18 protein-coding genes are annotated in these 21,292 nt (G+C 60.8%); 9 read left to right on the top strand and 9 right to left on the bottom strand.

Annotated elements, in window-relative coordinates:
• Positions 1-84: 84 nt before the first annotated feature.
• On the top strand, positions 85-1,527 hold the full coding sequence (locus I6L46_RS18005) for a TrkH family potassium uptake protein (protein WP_005341967.1): 1,443 nt from the start codon (positions 85-87) through the stop codon (positions 1,525-1,527).
• Between the two features lie 376 nt (positions 1,528-1,903).
• On the opposite strand, the gene typA is transcribed toward I6L46_RS18005, so the two are convergent.
• Positions 1,904-3,715, bottom strand: coding sequence for a translational GTPase TypA (gene typA, locus I6L46_RS18000; protein ID WP_041209495.1), 1,812 nt, complete (start codon positions 3,713-3,715; stop codon positions 1,904-1,906).
• A 351-nt stretch (positions 3,716-4,066) separates the two neighbouring features.
• Here typA and glnA point away from each other — a divergent pair, with 351 nt between their 5' ends.
• The 5 genes from glnA to add all read left to right on the top strand — a co-directional run bounded on the left by glnA (position 4,067) and on the right by add (position 9,883).
• Positions 4,067-5,476 (top strand): glutamate--ammonia ligase, encoded by a 1,410-nt coding sequence (gene glnA / locus I6L46_RS17995; protein ID WP_005339672.1) that lies wholly within the window; start codon positions 4,067-4,069, stop codon positions 5,474-5,476.
• A 115-nt stretch (positions 5,477-5,591) separates the two neighbouring features.
• Entirely contained in the window at positions 5,592-6,176 is a 585-nt protein-coding gene (locus tag I6L46_RS17990; RefSeq protein ID WP_216976594.1) for a DUF4124 domain-containing protein, read from the top strand.
• A gap of 80 nt (positions 6,177-6,256) precedes the next feature.
• Positions 6,257-7,312, top strand: a complete 1,056-nt coding sequence (gene glnL / locus I6L46_RS17985) for a nitrogen regulation protein NR(II) (RefSeq protein WP_139444367.1) — start codon at positions 6,257-6,259, stop codon at positions 7,310-7,312.
• Between the two features lie 9 nt (positions 7,313-7,321).
• Complete coding sequence (glnG, locus tag I6L46_RS17980) at positions 7,322-8,740, top strand: nitrogen regulation protein NR(I) (RefSeq protein WP_005339666.1); 1,419 nt, start codon at positions 7,322-7,324, stop codon at positions 8,738-8,740.
• 141 nt (positions 8,741-8,881) lie between these two features.
• Entirely contained in the window at positions 8,882-9,883 is a 1,002-nt protein-coding gene (gene add / locus I6L46_RS17975) for an adenosine deaminase (RefSeq protein ID WP_075116081.1), read from the top strand.
• Positions 9,884-10,033: 150 nt separating this feature from the next.
• Here add and rmuC read toward each other — a convergent pair whose 3' ends face one another.
• Both rmuC and I6L46_RS17965 read right to left on the bottom strand, forming a co-directional pair.
• Complete coding sequence (gene rmuC / locus I6L46_RS17970) at positions 10,034-11,374, bottom strand: DNA recombination protein RmuC (RefSeq protein WP_150995565.1); 1,341 nt, start codon at positions 11,372-11,374, stop codon at positions 10,034-10,036.
• Positions 11,371-11,586: a hypothetical protein gene (locus tag I6L46_RS17965; RefSeq protein ID WP_005339659.1), complete on the bottom strand. Its 216-nt coding sequence runs from the start codon at positions 11,584-11,586 to the stop codon at positions 11,371-11,373. Before I6L46_RS17965 ends, rmuC begins: the two co-directional genes overlap by 4 nt.
• A gap of 140 nt (positions 11,587-11,726) precedes the next feature.
• Here I6L46_RS17965 and I6L46_RS17960 point away from each other — a divergent pair, with 140 nt between their 5' ends.
• Positions 11,727-12,248 (top strand): ferredoxin-type protein NapF, encoded by a 522-nt coding sequence (locus I6L46_RS17960; protein WP_115521551.1) that lies wholly within the window; start codon positions 11,727-11,729, stop codon positions 12,246-12,248.
• 72 nt (positions 12,249-12,320) lie between these two features.
• Here I6L46_RS17960 and I6L46_RS17955 read toward each other — a convergent pair whose 3' ends face one another.
• The 6 genes from I6L46_RS17955 to I6L46_RS17930 all read right to left on the bottom strand — a co-directional run bounded on the left by I6L46_RS17955 (position 12,321) and on the right by I6L46_RS17930 (position 18,940).
• A complete protein-coding gene (locus tag I6L46_RS17955) occupies positions 12,321-12,773 on the bottom strand; it encodes an Rrf2 family transcriptional regulator (protein WP_005339654.1) in 453 nt (150 codons plus the stop codon).
• 345 nt (positions 12,774-13,118) lie between these two features.
• A complete protein-coding gene (locus I6L46_RS17950; protein WP_100647089.1) occupies positions 13,119-13,958 on the bottom strand; it encodes a PfkB family carbohydrate kinase in 840 nt (279 codons plus the stop codon).
• A gap of 105 nt (positions 13,959-14,063) precedes the next feature.
• Positions 14,064-15,035 (bottom strand): LysR substrate-binding domain-containing protein, encoded by a 972-nt coding sequence (locus tag I6L46_RS17945; protein ID WP_216976592.1) that lies wholly within the window; start codon positions 15,033-15,035, stop codon positions 14,064-14,066.
• Positions 15,036-15,218: 183 nt separating this feature from the next.
• Entirely contained in the window at positions 15,219-15,947 is a 729-nt protein-coding gene (locus I6L46_RS17940) for a glutamine amidotransferase (RefSeq protein ID WP_005357481.1), read from the bottom strand.
• Between the two features lie 83 nt (positions 15,948-16,030).
• Positions 16,031-17,527, bottom strand: a complete 1,497-nt coding sequence (locus I6L46_RS17935; protein WP_216976590.1) for a CoA-acylating methylmalonate-semialdehyde dehydrogenase — start codon at positions 17,525-17,527, stop codon at positions 16,031-16,033.
• An 81-nt stretch (positions 17,528-17,608) separates the two neighbouring features.
• Positions 17,609-18,940 carry an aspartate aminotransferase family protein gene (locus I6L46_RS17930; RefSeq protein ID WP_216949825.1) on the bottom strand — a complete coding sequence of 444 codons (1,332 nt, stop codon included), beginning with the start codon at positions 18,938-18,940 and terminating at the stop codon, positions 17,609-17,611.
• Positions 18,941-19,126: 186 nt separating this feature from the next.
• Here I6L46_RS17930 and I6L46_RS17925 point away from each other — a divergent pair, with 186 nt between their 5' ends.
• Both I6L46_RS17925 and I6L46_RS17920 read left to right on the top strand, forming a co-directional pair.
• A complete protein-coding gene (locus I6L46_RS17925; protein WP_005339643.1) occupies positions 19,127-19,669 on the top strand; it encodes a cupin domain-containing protein in 543 nt (180 codons plus the stop codon).
• 124 nt (positions 19,670-19,793) lie between these two features.
• Positions 19,794-21,290 (top strand): aldehyde dehydrogenase, encoded by a 1,497-nt coding sequence (locus tag I6L46_RS17920; RefSeq protein WP_216976588.1) that lies wholly within the window; start codon positions 19,794-19,796, stop codon positions 21,288-21,290.
• Positions 21,291-21,292 lie beyond the last annotated feature (2 nt).

Raw genomic sequence — 21,292 nt, 5'->3', positions numbered from 1 at the left:
CACAGGCTGTCAAACCAGACCCGGCTCAGCTCCCCCAAGGGGATGGTCCGGGTCTTTTGTTAATCAACGACCAGGTTATCGAACATGATCAAGCTGCGTCCCATCATCTTCACCCTCGGGCTGGTGCTCTCCAAGCTGGCGCTCTTCATGTGGCTGCCCACCTTGCTGGCACTGCTCACCGGGTCAGAGGGATTTGTCGAGTTTCTCAAGTCCGTGCTGATCACCCACGGCGCCGCCCTGCTCTGCCTCCACTATGGTCGCAAGGCGGAGTTTCATCTGGGGGTGCGGGAGATGTTCCTGCTCACCACCTCGGTCTGGGTGGTGGCCTGCGCCTTCGGCGCCCTGCCTTTTGTTTTCATCACCCACATCAACTTCACCGACGCCTACTTCGAGACCATGTCGGGGGTAACCACCACGGGCTCCACCGTGCTCTCCGGCCTCGACAACATGGCCCACAGTATCCTGTTGTGGCGTTCCATCCTGCAGTGGCTGGGCGGGGTCGGCTTTATCGTGATGGCGGTAGCCGTGCTGCCCTACCTCAACGTTGGCGGCATGAAGCTGTTCCAGACCGAGAGCTCTGACTGGTCAGACAAAAGCGCCCCGCGTGCCAAGACGGTGGCCAACAACATCGTCGTGGTCTATCTGGTGCTCTCCATGCTCTGCTTCATGGCCTACTGGGCCAGCGGCATGAACATGTTCGAGGCGATCAACCACGCCATGACCACTCTCAGTACCGGCGGCTACTCCACCTCCGATCAATCCATGTCCCACTTCTCCAACTCGGCACACTGGATTGGCACCCTGTTCATGTTCCTCGGCGGCCTGCCCTTCCTGCTCTATGTGCAGAGCCTCAATCACAGGGACAACAGCCTGTTCAAGGATGCCCAGGTGCGCGGCTTCTTCTGGCTGGTGGTCTGGGTCACCGTCATCATGACCTTCTATCTGTGGGAGAGAGACCTGTTCGGCTTCTGGGATGCCCTGCGCATCAGCTGCTTCAACATCGTCTCGGTACTCACCACCACCGGCTACGGCCTTGGTGACTTCGGCACCTGGGGGCCGCTCGCCAGCATCGTCTTCATCGTGCTGCTGGCTCTTGGGGCCTGCTCCGGCTCCACTGCGGGCGGTCTCAAGATCTTCCGGGTACAGGTGGCATTCGCCCTGTTCAGAAAGCAGATGCGCCAGCTGATGCACCCCTCTGCCGTATTCCCCCAGAAGTACAACGGCCGGACGGTCAATGACGCCATCATCCGCTCGATGATCTCCTTCGTACTGGCCTACTTCGCCATCATTCTGGTGATAGCTGCACTGCTGGGCGCTATCGGGCTTGACCCCCTGACGGCCATATCCAGCTCCATCACCGCCGTTGCCAACGTCGGCCCGGGCATGGGCCCGGTGGTCGGCCCCAGTACCAACTTTGCCAGTCTGCCGGAATCGGCCAAATGGTTGCTGTCATTCGGTATGCTGCTGGGACGACTGGAGATCCTGACAGTCGCCGTGCTCTTCTTCCCCTCGTTCTGGCGCCAGTAACCCGCATGTAGCGACGCCCTCCACCGGTGGATAACAACCGGTGGAGGGCGTCGTTTTTTATGCCCCGGATCGGGCTCCGCCCTGTAACGGCCCGGCATAAGCCACAGAGTGCTTCAGGCTGCCCACCTTGCTCACATAAGGTAAAGCTGGGTCATTAAGACAAAATCCATAAATTAAATTTATAGCGATTGCTTTGGCTCACCCATAAGAGCCCGCCCCTGCCAGCAGGCCCGGCAGCAGCGCTTATCCACAAAGCAAGGTGCAACCGAACCGCGCAGCCCAACGCAGATAAAAAAAGGCCCAAACCTCAGGTTTGGGCCTTTCTATCAGCGAATCGTCAGCCACCACGAGGGCTACCGAGACTCAGCACATGGGATTAACCACGGCCAGAGCGCTTGCGATCCAGCTCGGTCAGCAGCTTCTTACGGATACGGATGCTCTTCGGAGTCACTTCTACCAGTTCATCGTTGTCGATGAACTCGAGAGCCTGTTCCAGAGTCATGCGGATCGGCGGAGTCAGAACCTGAGCTTCGTCGGTACCGGAGGCACGCATGTTGGTCAGCTGCTTGCCTTTCAGGCAGTTAACAGTCAGGTCGTTGGAACGGGAGTGGATACCGATCACCTGGCCTTCGTACACTTCGGTCGCGTGACCGATGAACAGACGACCGCGGTCTTGCAGACCGAACAGGGCGTAAGTCAGTGCCTTACCGGTAGCGTTGGAGATCAGCACGCCGTTCTGACGCTCACCGATGCTGCCACCCTTGTGCGGACCGTAGTGGTCGAAGGTGTGGTACAGCAGACCGGTACCGGAGGTCATGGTCATGAACTCGGTCTGGAAGCCGATCAGGCCACGGCTCGGGATCATGAAGTCCAGACGGACACGACCCTTGCCATCCGGGGTCATGTTGGTCATTTCGCCCTTACGCAGACCCAGCTGCTCCATGACGGAACCCTGGTGCGCTTCTTCCACGTCCACAGTAACGGTTTCGAACGGTTCTTGCAGCTCGCCGTCAACGGTACGCAGGATTACTTCCGGACGGGATACCGCCAGCTCGTAACCTTCGCGACGCATGTTTTCGATCAGGATGGAGAGGTGCAGTTCACCACGACCGGATACACGGAACTTGTCCGGATCATCAGTCTCTTCAACGCGCAGGGCCACGTTGTGGACCAACTCCTGATTCAGACGCTCCAGAATGTTGCGGGAGGTCACGAACTTGCCCTCTTTACCGGCGAACGGTGAGGTGTTGACCTGGAAGGTCATGTTCACGGTCGGCTCGTCAACGGAGAGCGGCGGCAGCGCTTCAACAGCACCGTTGTCGCAGATGGTGTCGGAGATCTTCAGCTCGCCCAGACCGGTGATGGCGATGATGTCGCCAGCTTGCGCGTCGGCAACTTCGGTACGGGACAGGCCCAGATAGCCCAGCACCTGACCGACTTTACCGTTGCGGGTCTTGCCGTCGGCACCAACGATGGTGACCTGCTGGTTGGTCTTGACGCGACCACGGGTGATACGGCCGATACCGATAACGCCCACGTAGGAGTTGTAGTCCAGCTGGGAGATCTGCATCTGGAACGCGCCTTCGGTGTCAGCTTTCGGGGCTTCCACGTTGTCGACGATGGCCTGGAACAGCGGCTCCATGTTCTCGGACTCAACGTCCTGATCCATGGTGGCCCAACCGTTCAGTGCAGAGGCGTAAACCACTTTGAAGTCCAGCTGTTCGTCAGTCGCGCCCAGGTTGTCGAACAGGTCAAATACCTGATCCATTACCCAGTCAGGACGAGCACCCGGACGGTCAACCTTGTTGATGACCACGATCGGCTTCAGACCCTGAGCGAACGCTTTCTGGGTCACGAAACGGGTTTGCGGCATCGGGCCGTCAACGGCGTCAACCAGCAGCAGCACGGAGTCAACCATGGACAGTACGCGCTCTACTTCACCACCGAAGTCGGCGTGACCCGGGGTATCAACGATGTTGATGCGGTAGTCATTCCAGCGGATCGCAGTGTTCTTGGCGAGAATGGTGATGCCACGTTCCCGTTCCAGATCATTGGAGTCCATGATCCGTTCCTGGCCTTCCGTGGAGCGGTCCAGTGTGCCGGACTGCTGCAGCAGCTTATCAACCAGAGTCGTTTTGCCGTGGTCAACGTGCGCAATAATCGCAATATTGCGTAAATTCTCTAACATTCTCGCCTCAATCACCGGGTAAAATTGGGCGCTAATTGTACTCTTGCCTTTGTGATCTGCCTAGCAGAATTGCAGTACATTCGCGCATAACAACAGATCTGGATCATAGACCTCTCTGACAAACCCTGCTTAGATGGGCGGTGACCGTATTTCGCGCACCATTACAGCGCACCAAAACGATCCACCATCGCACTAAATTGATGCAACGCGAGTCGAGATCGCCTGGTTTTGGGGAGCCTCTTCAGCGAGATTGCCCTGAAATCAAGCTGTCACAAACTTGGCACGATACTGGCTTATGTGAATACGACGACGCATTCACCCAGAGAGTTTTAACACCGGAGGTTACTTAGCATGTCAGCCCAGAACGTTTTGGCCCTGATCCAGGAACACGAAGTCAAGTTTGTTGATCTGCGCTTTACCGACACCAAGGGTAAAGAGCAGCATGTATCCATCCCTGCTCACCAGGTTGATGAAGATTTCTTCGAAGACGGCAAGATGTTCGATGGTTCCTCCATCGGCGGCTGGAAGGGCATCAACGAATCCGACATGGTACTGATGCCGGACGCAGCCTCCGCCAAGCTGGACCCGTTCACCGAAGAGACCACCCTGAACATCGTTTGTGACGTGCTGGAGCCTGCCACCATGCAGGGCTACGACCGCGATCCGCGCTCCATCGCCAAGCGTGCAGAAGATTTCCTGAAGTCCAGCGGCATCGCTGACACCGTGCTGTTCGGGCCGGAGCCGGAATTCTTCATGTTCGACAACATCACCTTCTCCAACACCATGGGCCACAGCTTCGTGAAAATCGAATCTGAAGAAGCCGCATGGAACTCCGGCACTGCCTATGAGCATGGCAACAAGGGTCACCGTCCGTTCGTGAAAGGCGGTTACTTCCCGGTTGCACCGGTCGACTCTTCCCAGGATATCCGCGCCGCCATGTGTCTGGTGCTGGAAGAGATGGGCCAGGTCGTTGAAGCTCACCACCACGAAGTGGCCACTGCCGGTCAGAACGAGATCGCTACCCGCTTCAATACTCTGACCCTGAAAGCGGATGAAGTGCAGGTACTGAAGTACGTGATCCACAACGTGGCCCACGCCTACAACAAGACCGTCACCTTCATGCCGAAACCCATGTTCGGTGACAACGGCTCCGGTATGCACTGCCACCAGTCTCTGGCCAAGAACGGCGTCAACCTGTTCGCCGGCGACCTGTATGGCGGTCTGTCCGAGATGGCGCTGCACTACATCGGCGGTATCATCAAGCACGCCAAGGCCATCAACGCCTTCGCCAACCCGACCACCAACTCCTACAAGCGTCTGGTTCCGGGTTATGAAGCACCGGTCATGCTGGCCTACTCTGCCCGCAACCGCTCTGCCTCCATCCGTATCCCGGTGGTTCCGAGCCCGAAAGCCCGTCGTATCGAAGTGCGCTTCCCGGATCCGGCAGCCAACCCGTACCTGGCCTTCGCAGCCCAGCTGATGGCCGGTCTGGACGGTATCATCAACAAGATCCATCCGGGCGATGCCATGGACAAGAACCTGTACGACCTGCCGCCGGAAGAGGCTGCAGAAGTACCGACCGTTGCCGGTTCTCTGGACGAAGCACTGGCTGCTCTGGATGCTGACCGCGAGTTCCTGACCCGTGGCGGCGTGTTCAGCGATGACTTCATCAACTCCTACCTGGAACTGAAACAGCAGGATGTTGACCGTGTGCGCATGACTCCGCACCCGCTGGAGTTCGAACTGTACTACTCCGTCTAAGTCTCAGCAGACTGTCCGTTTAAATCTGCTCAGCTTGCTTAATCGTGACAAAACCCGCCATCTGGCGGGTTTTTTCTCTGATAGGATTAAGCAAAATACCGTCAAGGAGAGATGGATGAACAACAAGCATGGCATAGGGGTGCTCAGCCTCCTGTTGCTGACCTCGTTCGGTGCGGACGCGGCCAAGGTCTACTCCTGGGTCGATGGCAATGGCATCACCCACTACTCGGATGCGCCACCACCCGGCAAAAACGCCAAAGAGGTCGATCTGCGGGTCGCCCCGCTGCTGGGCAGCAGCGCGCCCAGATCGGTGCAGGTGGATAACTTCAACAGCCTGACTGGCGCCGATGCCAAGAAAGAGAAAGAGGCGGCCAAGCTGACCATCGAACTGCTCTCCCCGGAACAGGGCAGCACCCTGCGCGACAACACAGGCAACATCGTCTTTCAGGGCACCATCAGCCCCAAACCTCCGACCCAGTATGATGTGCGCCTGACCCTGGATGGCAAAGCCGCCCCCATCGTCAGCAACAGCCTCTCTGTCCGGGTCGAAAACGTCGATCGCGGCGCCCACGAGGCTCAGCTCGAGCTGCTTGCTAAAGACGGTACGATCCTTGCTAAATCCAGTGCAGTCACCTTTTACCTGCATAGAGCGAGCGTGACGCCGGCTCCCAAACCCACCCCCAAAGCCAACCAGGGGTGATATAGCGCACCGATGCGGGTAAACTCTATGCACCATATCGGTGCATAACAGGTGTGTAGCACCGTTTTAGGGAGAAACCTGTGCCAACCCGCTCGGACAACGCCAAAACACTCTTGGATAATTTGCTGACCGCCGTGATCCTGATGGATGAGCGGCTCTGCATCCAGTTCGTCAACCCGGCGGCTGAACAGCTGCTCTCCCTCAGTGAACGCAGGCTGATCGGCATCGAACTGCCCCATCTGCTGGAACATATCTCCCTCGATTTGCAGCGACTCAAGCAGTGCCTCGCGTCAGGGCAAGGCTTTACCGATAGCGAAGTGACTCTGGTGGTAGAGGGAGAACCGCGACTGGTGGAGCTGAGCGCCACCCCGATGGCCGACCACGAACAGCGTCTGCTAGTGGTGGAGCTGCGCAAGATCGACCAGCAGAAGAAGATCAGTCAGGAGCAGCAGCAACATGCCCAGCAGCTGGCGGCCAAGGAGCTGGTGCGCGGGCTGGCCCACGAAATCAAGAATCCCCTCGGCGGCCTGCGCGGCGCGGCCCAGCTGCTGCAAAAGGAGCTGCCGGACCCGGCCCTGCGCGAATATACCGGCATCATCATCGAACAGGCTGACAGGCTGCGGGTACTGGTCGATCGGCTGCTCGGCCCCCAGCGCCCCGGCCGTCACCAGATGCACAATGTCCATTCGGTGCTGGAGCAGGTACGCCGACTGGTGGAGCTCGAACTCCCTCCCTCTGTTCGCATCGAGCGGGATTACGACCCCAGCATCCCCGAATTCGAGATGGAGCCGGATCAGCTGCAGCAGGCGTTTCTCAACATAGTGCGCAACGCGGCCGAAGCACTGGGGGATCAGACCGGGCTTATCCGTATCAAGACACGCACCGCGTTCCAGATCACCATCCACGGCCAGCGTTACCGGCTGGCGGCGGAGATCAAGATCATCGACAACGGCCCCGGCATTCCCGACGCCATTCGCGACACCCTGTTCTACCCCATGATCACCGGCAAGGAGGGGGGAACCGGGCTCGGCCTCTCTATCGCCCAGAACCTGATCGACCAGCACAAGGGGCGAATTGACTGCATCAGCTGGCCGGGTCACACCGAATTCACCATTTTTCTACCGCTTCGCAAGTAAGGGAACCCCATGACCGCCAAAGTGTGGATCGTCGATGACGACAGTTCTATCCGCTGGGTGCTGGAGCGCACTCTCGGCAGCGAAGGCTTCAACTGCGAGAGCTTTGCCGATGGCGAAGCCCTGCTGCACGCCCTTGAGCTGCGCTCGCCCGATGTCATCCTCTCCGATATCCGGATGCCCGGTATCGACGGCCTGAGCCTGCTGGAGCAGATCCACCGCCGTCAGGCCGATCTGCCCATCATCATCATGACCGCCCACTCGGATCTCGACAGCGCGGTCAACGCCTACCAGCGCGGCGCCTTCGAGTACTTGCCCAAACCGTTCGATATCGACGAAGCGGTGACGCTGGTGCGCCGCGCCGAGAATCACCTCAAGGAGCAGCGCACCAAGCGCAAGTCTCGTCAGCAAGAGGCCACCGCCACTCCCGAGATCATCGGTGAAGCACCGGCGATGCAGGAGGTGTTCCGCGCCATCGGCCGCCTGTCTCGCTCCAGCATCTCGGTGCTGATAAACGGTCAGAGCGGTACCGGCAAGGAGCTGGTCGCCCATGCGCTGCACAAGCACAGCCCGCGCGCCCACAAAAACTTTATCGCCCTCAACATGGCGGCTATCCCGAAAGATCTCATCGAATCCGAGCTGTTCGGTCACGAGAAGGGGGCCTTCACCGGCGCCAACAACATCCGCCACGGCCGCTTCGAGCAGGCCGACGGTGGTACCCTGTTTCTCGACGAGATCGGCGACATGCCGCTGGATGTGCAGACCCGGCTGCTGCGGGTCTTGGCCGATGGCCAGTTCTATCGAGTCGGCGGCCACCAGCCGGTGCAGGTAGACGTGCGGATCATCGCCGCCACCCACCAGAATCTGGAGAAGCGGGTCGCCGATGGCGAGTTTCGCGAGGATCTGTTCCACCGCCTCAACGTCATTCGCATCCATATTCCTGCCCTCAAGGAGCGCCGTGAGGATATCCCCCAGCTGGCCCGTCACTTCCTGCTGCGCGCAGCCAAAGAGCTGAACGTCGAGGCCAAGAGCCTGCACCCGGATACCCAGGCCTATATCAGCCGCCTGCCCTGGCCGGGCAACGTGCGCCAGCTGGAGAACGTCTGCCGCTGGCTCACCGTGATGGCCTCGGGGCAAGAAGTGCTGGTCGGCGACCTGCCTGCCGAGCTGCTCACCCCCATCACCCACAACGCCGAACCGGGCCAACCGGCGTTGCCCGGTTGCTGGCAGCAACAGTTGCAGGAGTGGGTGGCCAGCAAGTTGGCGCTGGGAGAGACAGACATCCTGGCCGATGCCATGCCCCAGTTCGAGCGGATCATGCTGGAGACGGCGCTGGAACACACCCACGGCCACAAGCAGGAGGCCGCCCGCCTGCTCGGTTGGGGCCGCAACACCCTGACCCGCAAGCTGAAGGAACTCGATCTCTCCTGAGTCCCGGGGAAAAACGATTCCCATCACGCCCTGACAAATCACCGTCCGCCAGAACCCCGTTTAACCATAAACGGGGTATCTTTTTTGAAAGCCCCGCCTAGAATGGCAGGCTTTCAAACCTGACTCGACGAGGGCGCCCCCATGATTGACAGATCTCTCCCCCTGACCGACCTGCACCGCCATCTGGACGGCAACATCCGCCCGCAAACCATCCTCGAGCTGGGTCGCCAACACAATATCCAGCTGCCCGCCTTTGAGCTGGAGGCGCTGCGCCCCCACGTACAGATCGTCGAAAACGAGCCGAGTCTGGTTGCCTTCCTGAAGAAACTGGACTGGGGTGTGGCCGTGCTGGCTGACTATGACGCCTGCCGCCGGGTCGCCTACGAGAACGTGGAAGATCTGCTGCGCGCCGGTATCGACTATGCCGAGCTGCGCTTCAGCCCGGCCTATATGGCAATGGCCCACAAGCTGCACCCGCAGGGCGTGGTGGAAGCCATCATCGACGGCGTGGCCGCTGGCAGCCGCGATTTCGGTATCAAGACCAACCTGATCGGCATCATGAGCCGCACCTTCGGCACCGAGCAGTGCAATCAGGAGCTGGCCGCCTGCTTGGCTCACCGCGACAAGCTGGTCGCCATCGATCTGGCCGGTGACGAGCTGGGCTTCCCGGGCGAACTCTTTGTCGACCACTTCCGCAAGGTGCGCGATGCAGGTATGCGCGTCACCGTACACGCTGGTGAAGCCGCTGGCCCCGAGAGCATGTGGCAAGCCATTCGCGAGCTGGGCGCCGAGCGCATCGGCCACGGCGTCAAAGCGATTCAGGATCCGGCCCTGATGGCCTATCTGGCCGAACACCGCATCGGCATCGAATCCTGTCTCACCTCCAACGTCCAGACCACTACGGTAGCGAGCCTGACCGAGCACCCGATCCGCCAGTTCCTGGCCGCCGGCGTGCTGGCCTGCCTCAACACCGATGACCCGGCGGTGGAAGGGATCGACCTGCCGCACGAATATGAGGTGGCAGCTCCGGCCGCTGGCATGACAGCGAGCGAAATCCGCACCGCCCAGCAGAATGGCCTGACCCTAGCCTTCCTGAGCGATAGCGAGAAAGCCGAACTAAGCGCCCGCGCCGCCAGCCGCTGATCCACACCGGCACTGCAAATAAAAACGGCCCACTTCGGTGGGCCGTTTACTTTGCGGATTTCAGATGATGGGTAAGCACTGGGCCAGCTGGCAGATAGCAAAAGGCCCAAACCGGGTTTGAGCCTTGGCTGATGACGGTGCAGGTAAAAACTACTCCCGCTCCTTGTCACGCTCCAGTGCCCGCTCCACCAGCGGCTCTGGCAGGCTCTTGGTCACCTCCACCCCCAGCTCGCGGAAACGCTCGACCTGGGCAATCAGGTTGCCACGGCCGTTGACCAGCCGTCCCATTGCCTTGTCGTAGCTCTCCTGCGCCTTGTGCAGGCTGCCGCCCATCTGCTGCATCTCCTCGACAAACAGCCGCAGCTTTTCGTAGAGGCGACCGGCCCGTTCGGCAATCTGGCGGGCATTCTGGTTCTGCCGCTCGTAGCGCCACAGGTTCTCGATGGTGCGCAGCGCCACCATCAAGTTGGTGGGGCTCACCAGCAGGATATTGTTGTCGAGACCGTAACGCACCAGCGAGGGATCGGCCTCCATGGCGGTGAGGAAGGCAGGCTCCACCGCCACGAACATCAGCACATAGTCGAGGGTGCGCACTCCGGGCAGCTGCTGATAATCCTTGCGGCCCAGCTCGCGGATATGGTTGCGCACCGAGGCGACATGCTCCTTGAGCGCCACCGCCTTCTCCAGCTCGTCCTCGGCGTTGTACCAGCGCTCGTAGGCGGTCAGCGACACCTTGGCGTCGATGATGATGTCCTTCTCCTGCGGCAGGTGGACGATCACATCGGGCTGGTAGCGCTTGCCCTTCTCCACCTCGATATTGACCTGAGTGTGATACTCGTGGCCTTCGCGCAGGCCACATTCGCTGAGGATCCGCGCCAGCACCACTTCCCCCCAGTTGCCCTGCTGCTTGCTGTCGCCCTTGAGGGCGCGGGTCAGGGCCGCCGCCTCTTCGGTCATGCGGGCGTTGAGCTCGGCGAGACGCTCCAGCTCGAACTTGAGGCTGTGGCGCTGGGCCGTCTCCTGGGCGTGGGTCTCCCCCACCTGACGGCGAAAGCCCTCAAGCTGCTCCTTGAGCGGAGTAAGCAGCAGATCGAGACTGTTCTGGTTCAATTCACGGAAGTTGCCGGAGTTTTGCTCGAAGATCCGGTTGGCGAGGTTCTCGAACTGCTGGCTGAGGCGCTGCTCCGCTTCCTGTTGCAGTTGCAGTTTTTCGGCGGCGGCCAGCCGTTCGCTGCGCAGGGTCGCTTCCGCATCCTTGAGGCGGGCGGTGAGCTTGATCAGCAGGGTCTGCTGCTGATCCAGCTTCTGCTGGCCCTGCATCCGCTCATCCTGCAACTCGTCGAAGCGATCCTGAAGCGCCTGATAACGCTCCTGCGCCAGCATCAGCTCCTGAGCCTGCGCCGTGGCGGTACGCCGCCCGATCAGCCAGCCAAGCCCGAGGGCCAGCACTGCGGCGGGCAACAAGATCCCCCAGAGTCCGGGGTCAATCATTTGCGGCTCCGCTGACGCAGGAAGAGTTCGAGATAGCGGTTAACCAGGATCCAGAGCACCACGTAGATAAGGTAGGCGGCCAGCACCACCCACTTGTGGGTGTTGACGCCGGTATCGAGCTCGGCGAACTCGATATCCTTGATGCGGCAGTAGGCCCACATCAGCAGGGGAAAGACATAGAGCAGGGACGCACGCCAGAGAAATAGCCACATATGTTTTCATTCAACCACGTAAAAAGACCCGCCTAGCTTACACAAGGGCAACTGCGCTTGCGATCCTGACGGCCGCTATTCTCTGGCCTGCTTCCCGAAACTTCGATAAAATTAACCCCTAATAGGTATCAGGGGCGAGCATGACTCACTATTTCCTCCGTTGGCTGACACAAGGTTGGCAAGCTTCCCGCAAGCCCGCAGTGGTTTGCCATGAAGCGCGCCCGCCATGGGCCATCGAGGAGTCCCAGTACCTCTCCCTCTGCACCCGCTGTGGCGAGTGTTTCAAGGCCTGCCCGCGCGGTCTGCTCAAACCGGCCACCCAGGAGGAGTACGAGGGGAGCCCCATCGCCGGTACCCCGGTGCTCGATCTCACCTGCGGCCAGTGCAGCTACTGCGGCAGCTGCGCCAGAGCCTGTCCCACCGGTGCCCTCGACCTGCAACTGGGTCGGCAGGTGCAGACCCGGGTGCAGATTGAAGAGAGCTGTCAGGCACGGCAGGGCTTCTACTGCCTGCTCTGTGAAGATGCCTGCCCGCAACAGGCGATCAAGGCCACCGCCGACGGCATCAACGTCAATATGGATGCCTGCAATGGCTGCGGTGCCTGCGGCCTCGCCTGTCTGCATGGCGCCATCACCCTGATCCGCCAGCCAGGCAGTCGCTAAAAACCACCTGAGTACAAAAGCAAAAGGGGCCATCAGGCCCCTTTCACATCTTGTTCAATATTCCGCGCCCCGTCAGGCCATGGTCACAATAGTCTCTTGCTCGATACCCAGCAGGTGGCAGAGACGGTTAGGATCGCGCACCGCATCAGCCAGAGTGTACTCACCCAGCACTTCGAGGAAGGCGTTCATGGCGCGGCGCAGAATGCCCTGAATGCGGCAGCCGCCGGAGAGACGGCAGTTTTCGCGCTTGCAGTCGACCGGACAGAGCACATGCTCCATGTCCATCACCACATCCCGCAGGTTGATAGAGACTGCAGAGCGACCGAGGCGGATGCCACCGTGCTTGCCGCGTACCGTCTCGATGTACCCCTTGATGCCAAGCTGGTGCACAATTTTGACCACGTGGTTGCGAGAGATGCCGAAGGTATCGGCCACTTCGGTAATGGTCGACAGACGATCCCCCGGCTGAACCGCCAGGAAGGTCAGGGTACGCAGGGCGTAGTCGGTAAATCGTGTCAGTTGCATGGTCGCACTTGCCTCTTACTACAAGCCAGGAATCAGGACGACAACATTGAGCTAAGAGGCAGGAGACAACCGGTTTGCCTCTGTTTGCCCATTGGCTCGCCAGAGGGGGGCCTGTCTCTTAATCTGAGTTGCGGAGTGACAGGTTAAGAGCAGCACAACCGGGTGTCGATGAAGATGCACATAAATCGACACTTTCTTTGATTGATCGCAAACTTGCCGGGTTAGCCCGGCGTTTACCCGCTTTATAGCGGGTAAATCTCCCGAATAGTCCCCCTCGCCAAGCCCCTTCGACCAGCAGCCAGATGGCCTGAGAACCGCCCCTCAATCGACCGTCAAAGAGATGGTTCAGTGGGGTTGTTTCAGCCAGTTTTTCAGGGCGACCGAGGGGATGGAGCTCTCGGAGGCGACGGCAAACGCCCCCCAGTCCACCGCGCACTGCAACGCATCCTTGATCGCCATACCCCGCGCCAATCCGTGTATCAATCCGCCGGCGAAAGCATCCCCCGCCCCCGTGGTATCGACCACCGAGACCGGCCGGGCAGCGACCCGGATCTGCTCGTCGCCATGGATCGCTACCGCCCCCGCCTTTCCTTCGGTCAACACCAGCCATTCGAGCTGCTCCCCCGCCAGCTGGCGGGCATGTTGCCAGGGGTCGCTCACCTCGCCGAGATCGGAGCGGGAGGCCACCAGCACATGACAGGGGCGGCGCGCTTGGCCGCCCTTGGGATACTGGGCTACCACGAAGCTCTTGCCGAGCATCTGGCGCATGTAACTGATGATGGCGGTGCCGGGATAGTTCACATAGAGGCAATCCACCCCATCCAGCGGCAGATCGCCGGGCAGGTCGGGACGCCGCGGGCGGCGCAGTATGGTGCGCTCGCCGGTGGAGTCCACCAGGATCAGCAGCTCGCCGGTCTCGCCGCCAAAGCGCTCCACATGGCTGCAATCCAGCCCGTAACCGGCCGCCTGCTCCAGCAGCCAGTCGCCGGTCTCGTCCAGCCCGATGCGGGAGGCAATGGTCACCTCGTGACCTGCCCACACCAGCCCGATGCCGGTATTGGCGGCGCCACCGCCGAGCCTGCGCCCCTGATCCACATATTGCAGCCGGGCCCCCGCCACCAGCGGTTCGGAGAGGGAGAGCACATGATCACAGTTGAGATTGGCAAGCAGCAGAATGCGGGACATAGAGACCTCGGACGATGGAGATAGCCCAAAAGAGACAGGCTAACCCCGAGTAGAGCCCAGCCTGACAGAAGAGACAACCGGCAGCGATCGGGAATCCGATCGGGATCAATAGATGGGCAGCTCTACCCCGGCCAGCAGCTCGTCGATGCGCGCCTGGGTCGGCTGCTGCATCACGCTCTGGATCACCTCCTTGGTGAGGTGGGGCGAGAAGGAGCTGATGAAGTCATACATGTAGTTCTGCAGCAGAATACTCTTGCTGAAGCAGATCTGGGCCGGGCAGGGCTTGAACAGGTGCTCCAGATTGATGGAGACCAGCCCGGGGGTGTCATTGTCGTTGGCCACCAGCGAGGAGATGATGCCGATGCCAAAGCCCAGCTCCACGTAGCGCTTGATCACTCCGGCATCCATTACCGTCATGTAGTAGCTCGGGGTCAGGCCCGCCGCCTGAAACACCTCGTCCTGCACCTGCCGACCGGTGGCACCGCTCTCGTAACTGAGGATCGGGTAGTGGCAGAGCTGCTCCAGCGTCGGCTTCTTCACCTTGGCCAGCGGGTGATCCTGCGGCACCACCAGCGAGAGGGTCCAGAGGTAGGCAGGCAGCGCGATCAGCTCCTTGTCGAAGCCAATTTCGTGGGCAACGATGGAGAAATCGGAGTACCCCTTGCTTATCTGCTCCTTGCTCGCCGACATCACCGGATGGAGGTGGAACGAGATCTTGGGATACTTCTTGGTGAAGTAGGTGACCGACTTGGGCAGCAGATAGCGGGCGATGGTGTGGGTGGTGTGGATGTTGAGAGTGCCCACGGTCGGATCCAGATACTCGCGGGAGATCGCCTTGATCTTGCTCTCGATGTTGAGCATCGCCTCGGCACACTTGATGATCTCTTCCCCCACCGGCGTAATGCGGTGCAGGTGCTTGCCACGGCGCTCGAAAATCCGCACCCCCAGCTCGCTCTCCAGCAGGCCAATCTGTTTGCTGACCCCCGGCTGACTGGTGAAGAGCGCATCGGAAGCCACGGACACATTGAGGTTGTGGTCCCGGATCGCGATCAAATACTTCAATTGCTGTAGTTTCAAGGCGTCACACTCTCACACTGGTTTGGCTCAGACAGGTTTGGCTCAGGCCGGGACGGCAATCAAGCCAGACAAACAGGCCGCCACATGGGCGGCCAGTGTACCATCCGATCCCGACATCTCAGCGCTTGATCCTTCATTTTGCTACAAAATCTAGCATCCGAAGGGGTGGCTGACAAACCGGGCTCAGGCCGCGCCAGCCCGCAGCGGCAGGATCCCCAGAAACTGCAGCAGCCACTGCATCATGGTCGCCGAATCCACCTCTCCCTCCAGCGAGGAGAGGCTGCTCTGGTAGCGCTCGTCGGGCAACAGGCCACGGCGCCGCTCGATCAGCGCCCGGTTGTACTCCACCGAGAACTCCGGATGCCCCTGAATGGCGACGATGTGATCCCCCTGCAAAAACATGAAGTTGGGACAAAAATCGTTACCCGCCAGTCGGGTTGCCCCCGGCGGCAGCAGGGCCACCTGATCCTGATGGCTGGCCAGAATGCGGATCTGATCCCGCGCCGGCGCCATCCAGGGCTCATCTGCCAACATGGGATGTACCGACACTCCCAGTCCCCACCCCTTGGTAGACTTCACCACCTCGCCGCCCAGCGCCTGGGCGATCACCTGATGACCGAAGCAGACACCTGCCAGCTTGACGTCGGCATCGTGCGCCTGGCGGATCCACGCCCGCAGTGCCTGAATCCAGGGAATATCGCTGTAAGCATCGTGGCGCGAGCCGGTGATGAGCCAGGCATCGCACTCATGCAGGTCCTCCGGCAATTCCCCATCAAGAGCCGACCAGACCCGAAATTCCAGTTCGGGGGCCAGGGCCGCAAAGCCCCTGATAAACATCTCGGAGTAAACGGGGCCAAAACGATCCGCCAGATCGGGATCGAGCCGGTCACAATCGAGAATTCCCAATCGCATCTGTTGTTCCTTTACAGAGTTCGCCCCCGCCAATCATTGACCGGCGAGGGCAAGAGGTTAGGCCATGAGCACGCGCCAGCGCGTCACTTCATGGTCGGCATGGAGAACTCGGCACCACTACGCAGGCTCTGGGGCCAGCGCGCCGTCACCGTCTTCATCCGGGTATAAAAGCGAACCCCGTCCGGCCCGTGCATGTTGAGCGGCCCGAAGATGGAGCGCTTCCAGCCGCCAAAGCTGTGAAACGCCATCGGCACCGGAATGGGGACGTTCACCCCTACCATACCGACCTGCACCCGCGCCGTGAAGTCCCGCGCGGTGTCACCATCACAGGTAAAGATGGCGGTACCGTTGCCATACTCATGTTCGTTGATAAGGCGCAGCGCCGTCTCGTAGTCCGGCACCCGCACGATGGAGAGCACAGGGCCGAAGATCTCCTCGCGGTAGATGCGCATCTCGGGGGTCACCTGGTCAAACAGGCAGCCACCGATGAAGTAACCCTCGTCGTGGCTCAGCGTGCGACCATCGACCCGCAGCGCGGCCCCTTCGGCCACCCCCTGATCCACGTAGCCGCACACCTTGGCCAGATGCTCCTTGCTGATGAGCGGCCCCATTTCGTTCTCCGGGCTCTGGCCCAGCCCCGGACCCACCCGCAGTTTTTCCACCAGCGGCGTCAGCTTGGCCGCCAGCGCATCGGCGGTCTCGTCACCCACCACCACGGCCACCGAAATAGCCATGCAGCGCTCACCCGCGGCCCCATAAGCGGCCCCCATCAGGGCGGAGACCGCCTGATCGAGGTCCGCATCCGGCATCACCACCATGTGGTTCTTGGCGCCGCCCAGCGCCTGCACCCGTTTGCCGTGGGCAGAGGCGGTGGCATAGATGTACTGGGCGATGGGGGTGGAACCGACAAACGACACGGCACCTACTCGCGGGTCGGTCAGCAGCACATCCACCACCTCCTTGTCACCGTTCACCACGTTGAGCACGCCGTCAGGCAGACCTGCCTCCTTGAGCAGCTCGGCCATCCGCAGCGAGAGAGAGGGATCCTTCTCGGAGGGTTTGAGAATAAAGGTATTGCCGCAGGCAATCGCGACCGGGAACATCCAGAGCGGCACCATGGCCGGGAAGTTGAACGGGGTGATGCCGGCGCAGACCCCCACCGGCTGCATCATGGAGTAGCTGTCCACCCCGCGCCCCACGTTGAGAGAGTGCTCCCCCTTGAGCAGATGGGGAATACCGCAGGCAAACTCCACCACCTCCAACCCGCGGGTCAGCTCACCCTGCGCATCGGAGAAGACTTTGCCGTGTTCGCGACTGATGAGCTGGGCAAGCTCGTCCCTGTGCTGCTCCATCAACTCCTTGAAGCGGAAAAAGACCCGGGCCCGCACCAGCGGGGGGGTTTGCGACCAGTCAGCAAAGGCACGCTCGGCAATGGCGATCGCCTCCTGACACTCGGCGGCGCTGGAAAGCCCCACGCTCCCCTGTTGCTTGCCACAAGCGGGATTGAAGATGGCCCCGTGGCGCTCGCTGCGACTCTCCTGCGGCTGGCCGTTGATGAAGTTGCTGACCCGATATGTCATGTATCCTCCGTGATAACTGATGTGGTAAATGCGCTGAGCAAACCAACGCAAGGCCCCGCCAGTGCGGGGCCATCAAATGGGTTAGGGTTGTGCCTGCAGGGCATCCTGCAGCAGGGTGAAGAGATCATCGATCTGGCTGCGCTCGATGATGAGGGGTGGCGACAGGGCGATGATGTCGCCGGTCACCCGGATCAATGCCCCCTTCTCGAAGCAGCGCACGAACACCTCGTAGGCGCGCTTGCCCGGCGCATCGGGCATCGATTCCAGCTCGATACCGGCCACCAGCCCGTAGTTGCGCACATCCTTCACATGCTTGCAGCCCTTCAGCGAATGGGCCGCCTCCTCCCAGTAGCCCGCCAGATCGGCGGCGCGGCTGAGCAGGTTCTCGTTGCGATAGATCTCGAGGGTCGCGAGCCCCGCAGCCGCAGCCACCGGATGGCCGGAGTAGGTGTAGCCGTGGAACAGCTCGATGGCCCCCTTGCCTGCCGCCATCATGTCGTCATAAATGTGCTTCTGCACCAGCACCGCCCCCATGGGGATGGCGCCGTTGGTGAGCCCCTTGGCGCAGGTGATCATGTCGGGAATGACATCGAACTCCTGCGCGGCGAAGGGGGAACCGAGGCGGCCGAAACCGGTGATCACCTCGTCAAAAATCAGCAGGATGCCGTGCTTGGTACAGATCTCCCGCAGCCGCTTGAGGTAGCCTTTGGGGGGCATCAGCACGCCGGTACTGCCAGCGATGGGTTCGACGATCACCGCCGCGATATTGCTGGCATCGTGCAGAAAGACGATCTTCTCCAACTCGTCGGCCAGCGCCACATCCTCCTCGGGCAGCCCTTTGGTGAAGGCATTCTTGGCGATATTGAGGGTATGGGGCAGATGATCCACCCCGGTCAGCAGGGAGCCGAACCACTTGCGGTTGCCGGGAATCCCCCCCACCGAGATGCCGCCAAAGCCGACCCCGTGATAGCCACGCTCGCGGCCAATCAGCCGGGTGCGGGTGCCCTGACCGCGAGCCCGCTGCCAGGCCAGCGCGATTTTGAGCGCGGTATCGACCGACTCGGAACCTGAGTTGGTGTAGAAAACGTGGCCAACCCCCTTGGGAGCGATCTCCACCAGCTTGTTGGCCAGCTCGAACGGCAGGGGGTGGCCCATCTGGAATGTGGGGGCGAAATCGAGGTGGGAAATCTGCTGGGAGACCGCCTCGGCAATCTCGCGCCGACCATGGCCCGCGTTGCAACACCAGAGTCCGGCTGTGCCATCCAGTATCTTGCGGCCATCCTCTGAGTGATAATACATCCCCTCTGCCGACTTCAGGATACGCGGCGCCGCCTTGAACTGCTGGTTGGCGGTGAACGGCATCCAGAAGGCGGACATGTCGGAGGGCGTATTGATGTCGCTGATCGGTTTCATGGTCACCTCATCCTTAAGGTGTTTAGCAACTGTCGGCCAATGCCTATTAAATTAAACACCTGAATCCATAAAAAAGGGCCCGTTATCGCCCTGTCTGGTGCCACCCCTAGCTAGACGCATCAGCAGGGTGGTATAAGATATTTAACACAATTTTAATAATAGTAAACAGTCAAGGAGTGTCTATAGATGGATATCGGTCACCGCCTCAAGGCGGTTCGCACCAAGGCAGCCCTCTCCCAGCGCGAGCTGGCCAAGCGCTCCGGTGTGACCAACGGATTTATCTCCCAGATCGAGAAAAATCAGGTGAGCCCCTCTGTCGCCTCCCTGCGCAAGGTGCTGGAAGGCATCCCCATGTCGCTGGCCAGCTTCTTCACCGAAGAGACCGAAATGGGCACCGAAGTGATCTTCCGCGCCGCCGATATGCCGGATCTCGGCACGCATCCCATCAGCTACCGGCTGGTCGGGCACAGCCGCGCCAACCGCGCCATCGGCATGTTGCAGGAGGTGCTGCCACCGGGCGCCGACACCGGCGACGACATGCTGAGCCACGAGGGTGAAGAGTGCGGCATCGTCATCAAGGGCGAGGTTGAAGTGACCGTGGGCGAGCAGATCTACCTGCTGGGCGCCGGGGATGGCTACTACTTCGACAGCCGCACCCCCCACCGTTTTCGCAATAGTGGTGAACAGGAGTGCGTGCTGATCTCGGCCAACACCCCCGCCAGTTTCTGACATTCAGAGGCGCATCGGCAGGGGAGCAATGTTTAATGAATTGTTACAAGATGGATTTACAAGCGGCAGGATGTTTAGCATATTGATACGCGGAAACTGACTTTTGCCGGTTCAAGGAGTGAACATGAGTGACCTGACCCTGGCCCAGTGGCAACACAAGGCCGCCCATCTGACCCTGCCCTCGCAAGCCTTTATCAACGGCAGCTATCGGGATGCCGTCAATGGCGCCACCTTCGATTGCATCAACCCGGCCAACGGCAAGCTGCTGACCAAGGTAGCAGCCTGCGATGCCGCCGATGCCGAACTGGCGGTACAGGCTGCACGTGACGCCTTCAACGACAAGCGTTGGAGCGGCCTGCCGCCGAAACAGCGCAAACAGATCATGCAGCGCTTCGCCGAGCTGATGCGCCTTAACAAGGTTGAGCTGGCGCTGCTGGAGTCGCTGGATATGGGCAAACCCATCGGCGATGCCATGGGCTATGACGCTCCCGCCGCCGCCAACTGCATCGCCTGGAACGCCGAAGCGATCGACAAGATCTACGACCAGGTCGCCCCGGTGGAGGAATCCGCCCTGGCACTGGTGACCCGCGAAGCGCTCGGGGTGGTCGCCGCCATCGTGCCATGGAACTTCCCGCTGGTGATGGCCTGCTGGAAGCTGGGCCCGGCGCTCGCGACCGGCAACTCGGTCATTCTCAAACCTTCCGAGAAATCCCCCCTGACCGCCCTGCGCATCGCAGGTTTGGCCAAGGAAGCGGGCATTCCGGACGGTGTGTTCAACGTGCTACCGGGCTTTGGCCACACCGTGGGCGAGGCGCTGGCCATGCACATGGACGTGGATTGCATCACTTTCACCGGCTCCACCAAGATCGGCAAACATCTGGTGGAGTGCTCTGGCAAGTCCAACCTCAAGCGCGCCTTTATGGAGTGCGGCGGCAAGAGCCCCAACATCATACTGGCGGATGCGCCGGATCTGGACGCCTCAGCCAAGAGCGCCGCTGGTGCCATCTTCTACAACCAGGGCGAGGTGTGCACCGCCGCCTCCCGCCTGCTGGTGCAAAACAGCATCAAGCCGCAATTTATGGAGCGACTGCTGGCCCATGCCCGCGAGTGGATCTCGGCCAACCCGCTCGACCCTGCGACCCGCATCGGCGCCATGGTGGATCACATCCAGATGGAACAGGTGCTGCGCTATATCGAGATTGGCAAGCAGGAGGGGGCCAAGCTGCTGCTGGGGGGCAAGCGCACCAATACCGAGAGCGGCGGCTTCTATATCGAGCCCACCATCTTCGACGAGGTAACCCCCGAGATGCGCATCTTCCGCGAGGAGATCTTCGGCCCCGTGCTGGCGGTGACCGGCTTCGACACCCTGGAAGAGGCCATTGCGCTGGGCAACGACACCGACTACGGTCTGGCGGCCGCAATCTGGACGGCGGATCTCAACAAGGCGGTGAAGGGCTCCCGCGCCCTGCGCGCCGGTACCGTGTTCGTCAACAACTGGGATGGCGGCGACATGACCATGCCGTTCGGCGGTTTCAAGCAGTCCGGCAACGGCCGCGACAAGTCACTTCATGCGCTGGAGAAGTACACCGAGCTGAAAAGCACCTGGATTCAGCTGGAATAACA

This window comes from Aeromonas sp. FDAARGOS 1416 (assembly GCF_019048085.1).
Classification (GTDB): Bacteria; Pseudomonadota; Gammaproteobacteria; order Enterobacterales; family Aeromonadaceae; genus Aeromonas; species Aeromonas veronii.
This window is presented reverse-complemented; position numbering and strand designations above follow the sequence as displayed.

What these genes read in the sequence shown, in the direction of transcription:
- typA (WP_041209495.1), bottom strand. Translation starts at nt 3,715, where the DNA reads ATGTTAGAGAATTTACGCAATATTGCGATTATTGCGCACGTTGACCAC.
- I6L46_RS17955 (WP_005339654.1), bottom strand. Translation starts at nt 12,773, where the DNA reads ATGCAACTGACACGATTTACCGACTACGCCCTGCGTACCCTGACCTTC.
- glnG (WP_005339666.1), top strand. Translation starts at nt 7,322, where the DNA reads ATGACCGCCAAAGTGTGGATCGTCGATGACGACAGTTCTATCCGCTGG.
- rmuC (WP_150995565.1), bottom strand. Translation starts at nt 11,374, where the DNA reads ATGATTGACCCCGGACTCTGGGGGATCTTGTTGCCCGCCGCAGTGCTG.
- I6L46_RS17920 (WP_216976588.1), top strand. Translation starts at nt 19,794, where the DNA reads ATGAGTGACCTGACCCTGGCCCAGTGGCAACACAAGGCCGCCCATCTG.
- add (WP_075116081.1), top strand. Translation starts at nt 8,882, where the DNA reads ATGATTGACAGATCTCTCCCCCTGACCGACCTGCACCGCCATCTGGAC.
- I6L46_RS17965 (WP_005339659.1), bottom strand. Translation starts at nt 11,586, where the DNA reads ATGTGGCTATTTCTCTGGCGTGCGTCCCTGCTCTATGTCTTTCCCCTG.
- I6L46_RS17930 (WP_216949825.1), bottom strand. Translation starts at nt 18,940, where the DNA reads ATGAAACCGATCAGCGACATCAATACGCCCTCCGACATGTCCGCCTTC.
- I6L46_RS17935 (WP_216976590.1), bottom strand. Translation starts at nt 17,527, where the DNA reads ATGACATATCGGGTCAGCAACTTCATCAACGGCCAGCCGCAGGAGAGT.
- I6L46_RS17960 (WP_115521551.1), top strand. Translation starts at nt 11,727, where the DNA reads ATGACTCACTATTTCCTCCGTTGGCTGACACAAGGTTGGCAAGCTTCC.
- I6L46_RS17925 (WP_005339643.1), top strand. Translation starts at nt 19,127, where the DNA reads ATGGATATCGGTCACCGCCTCAAGGCGGTTCGCACCAAGGCAGCCCTC.
- glnA (WP_005339672.1), top strand. Translation starts at nt 4,067, where the DNA reads ATGTCAGCCCAGAACGTTTTGGCCCTGATCCAGGAACACGAAGTCAAG.
- I6L46_RS17950 (WP_100647089.1), bottom strand. Translation starts at nt 13,958, where the DNA reads ATGTCCCGCATTCTGCTGCTTGCCAATCTCAACTGTGATCATGTGCTC.
- I6L46_RS18005 (WP_005341967.1), top strand. Translation starts at nt 85, where the DNA reads ATGATCAAGCTGCGTCCCATCATCTTCACCCTCGGGCTGGTGCTCTCC.
- I6L46_RS17990 (WP_216976594.1), top strand. Translation starts at nt 5,592, where the DNA reads ATGAACAACAAGCATGGCATAGGGGTGCTCAGCCTCCTGTTGCTGACC.
- I6L46_RS17940 (WP_005357481.1), bottom strand. Translation starts at nt 15,947, where the DNA reads ATGCGATTGGGAATTCTCGATTGTGACCGGCTCGATCCCGATCTGGCG.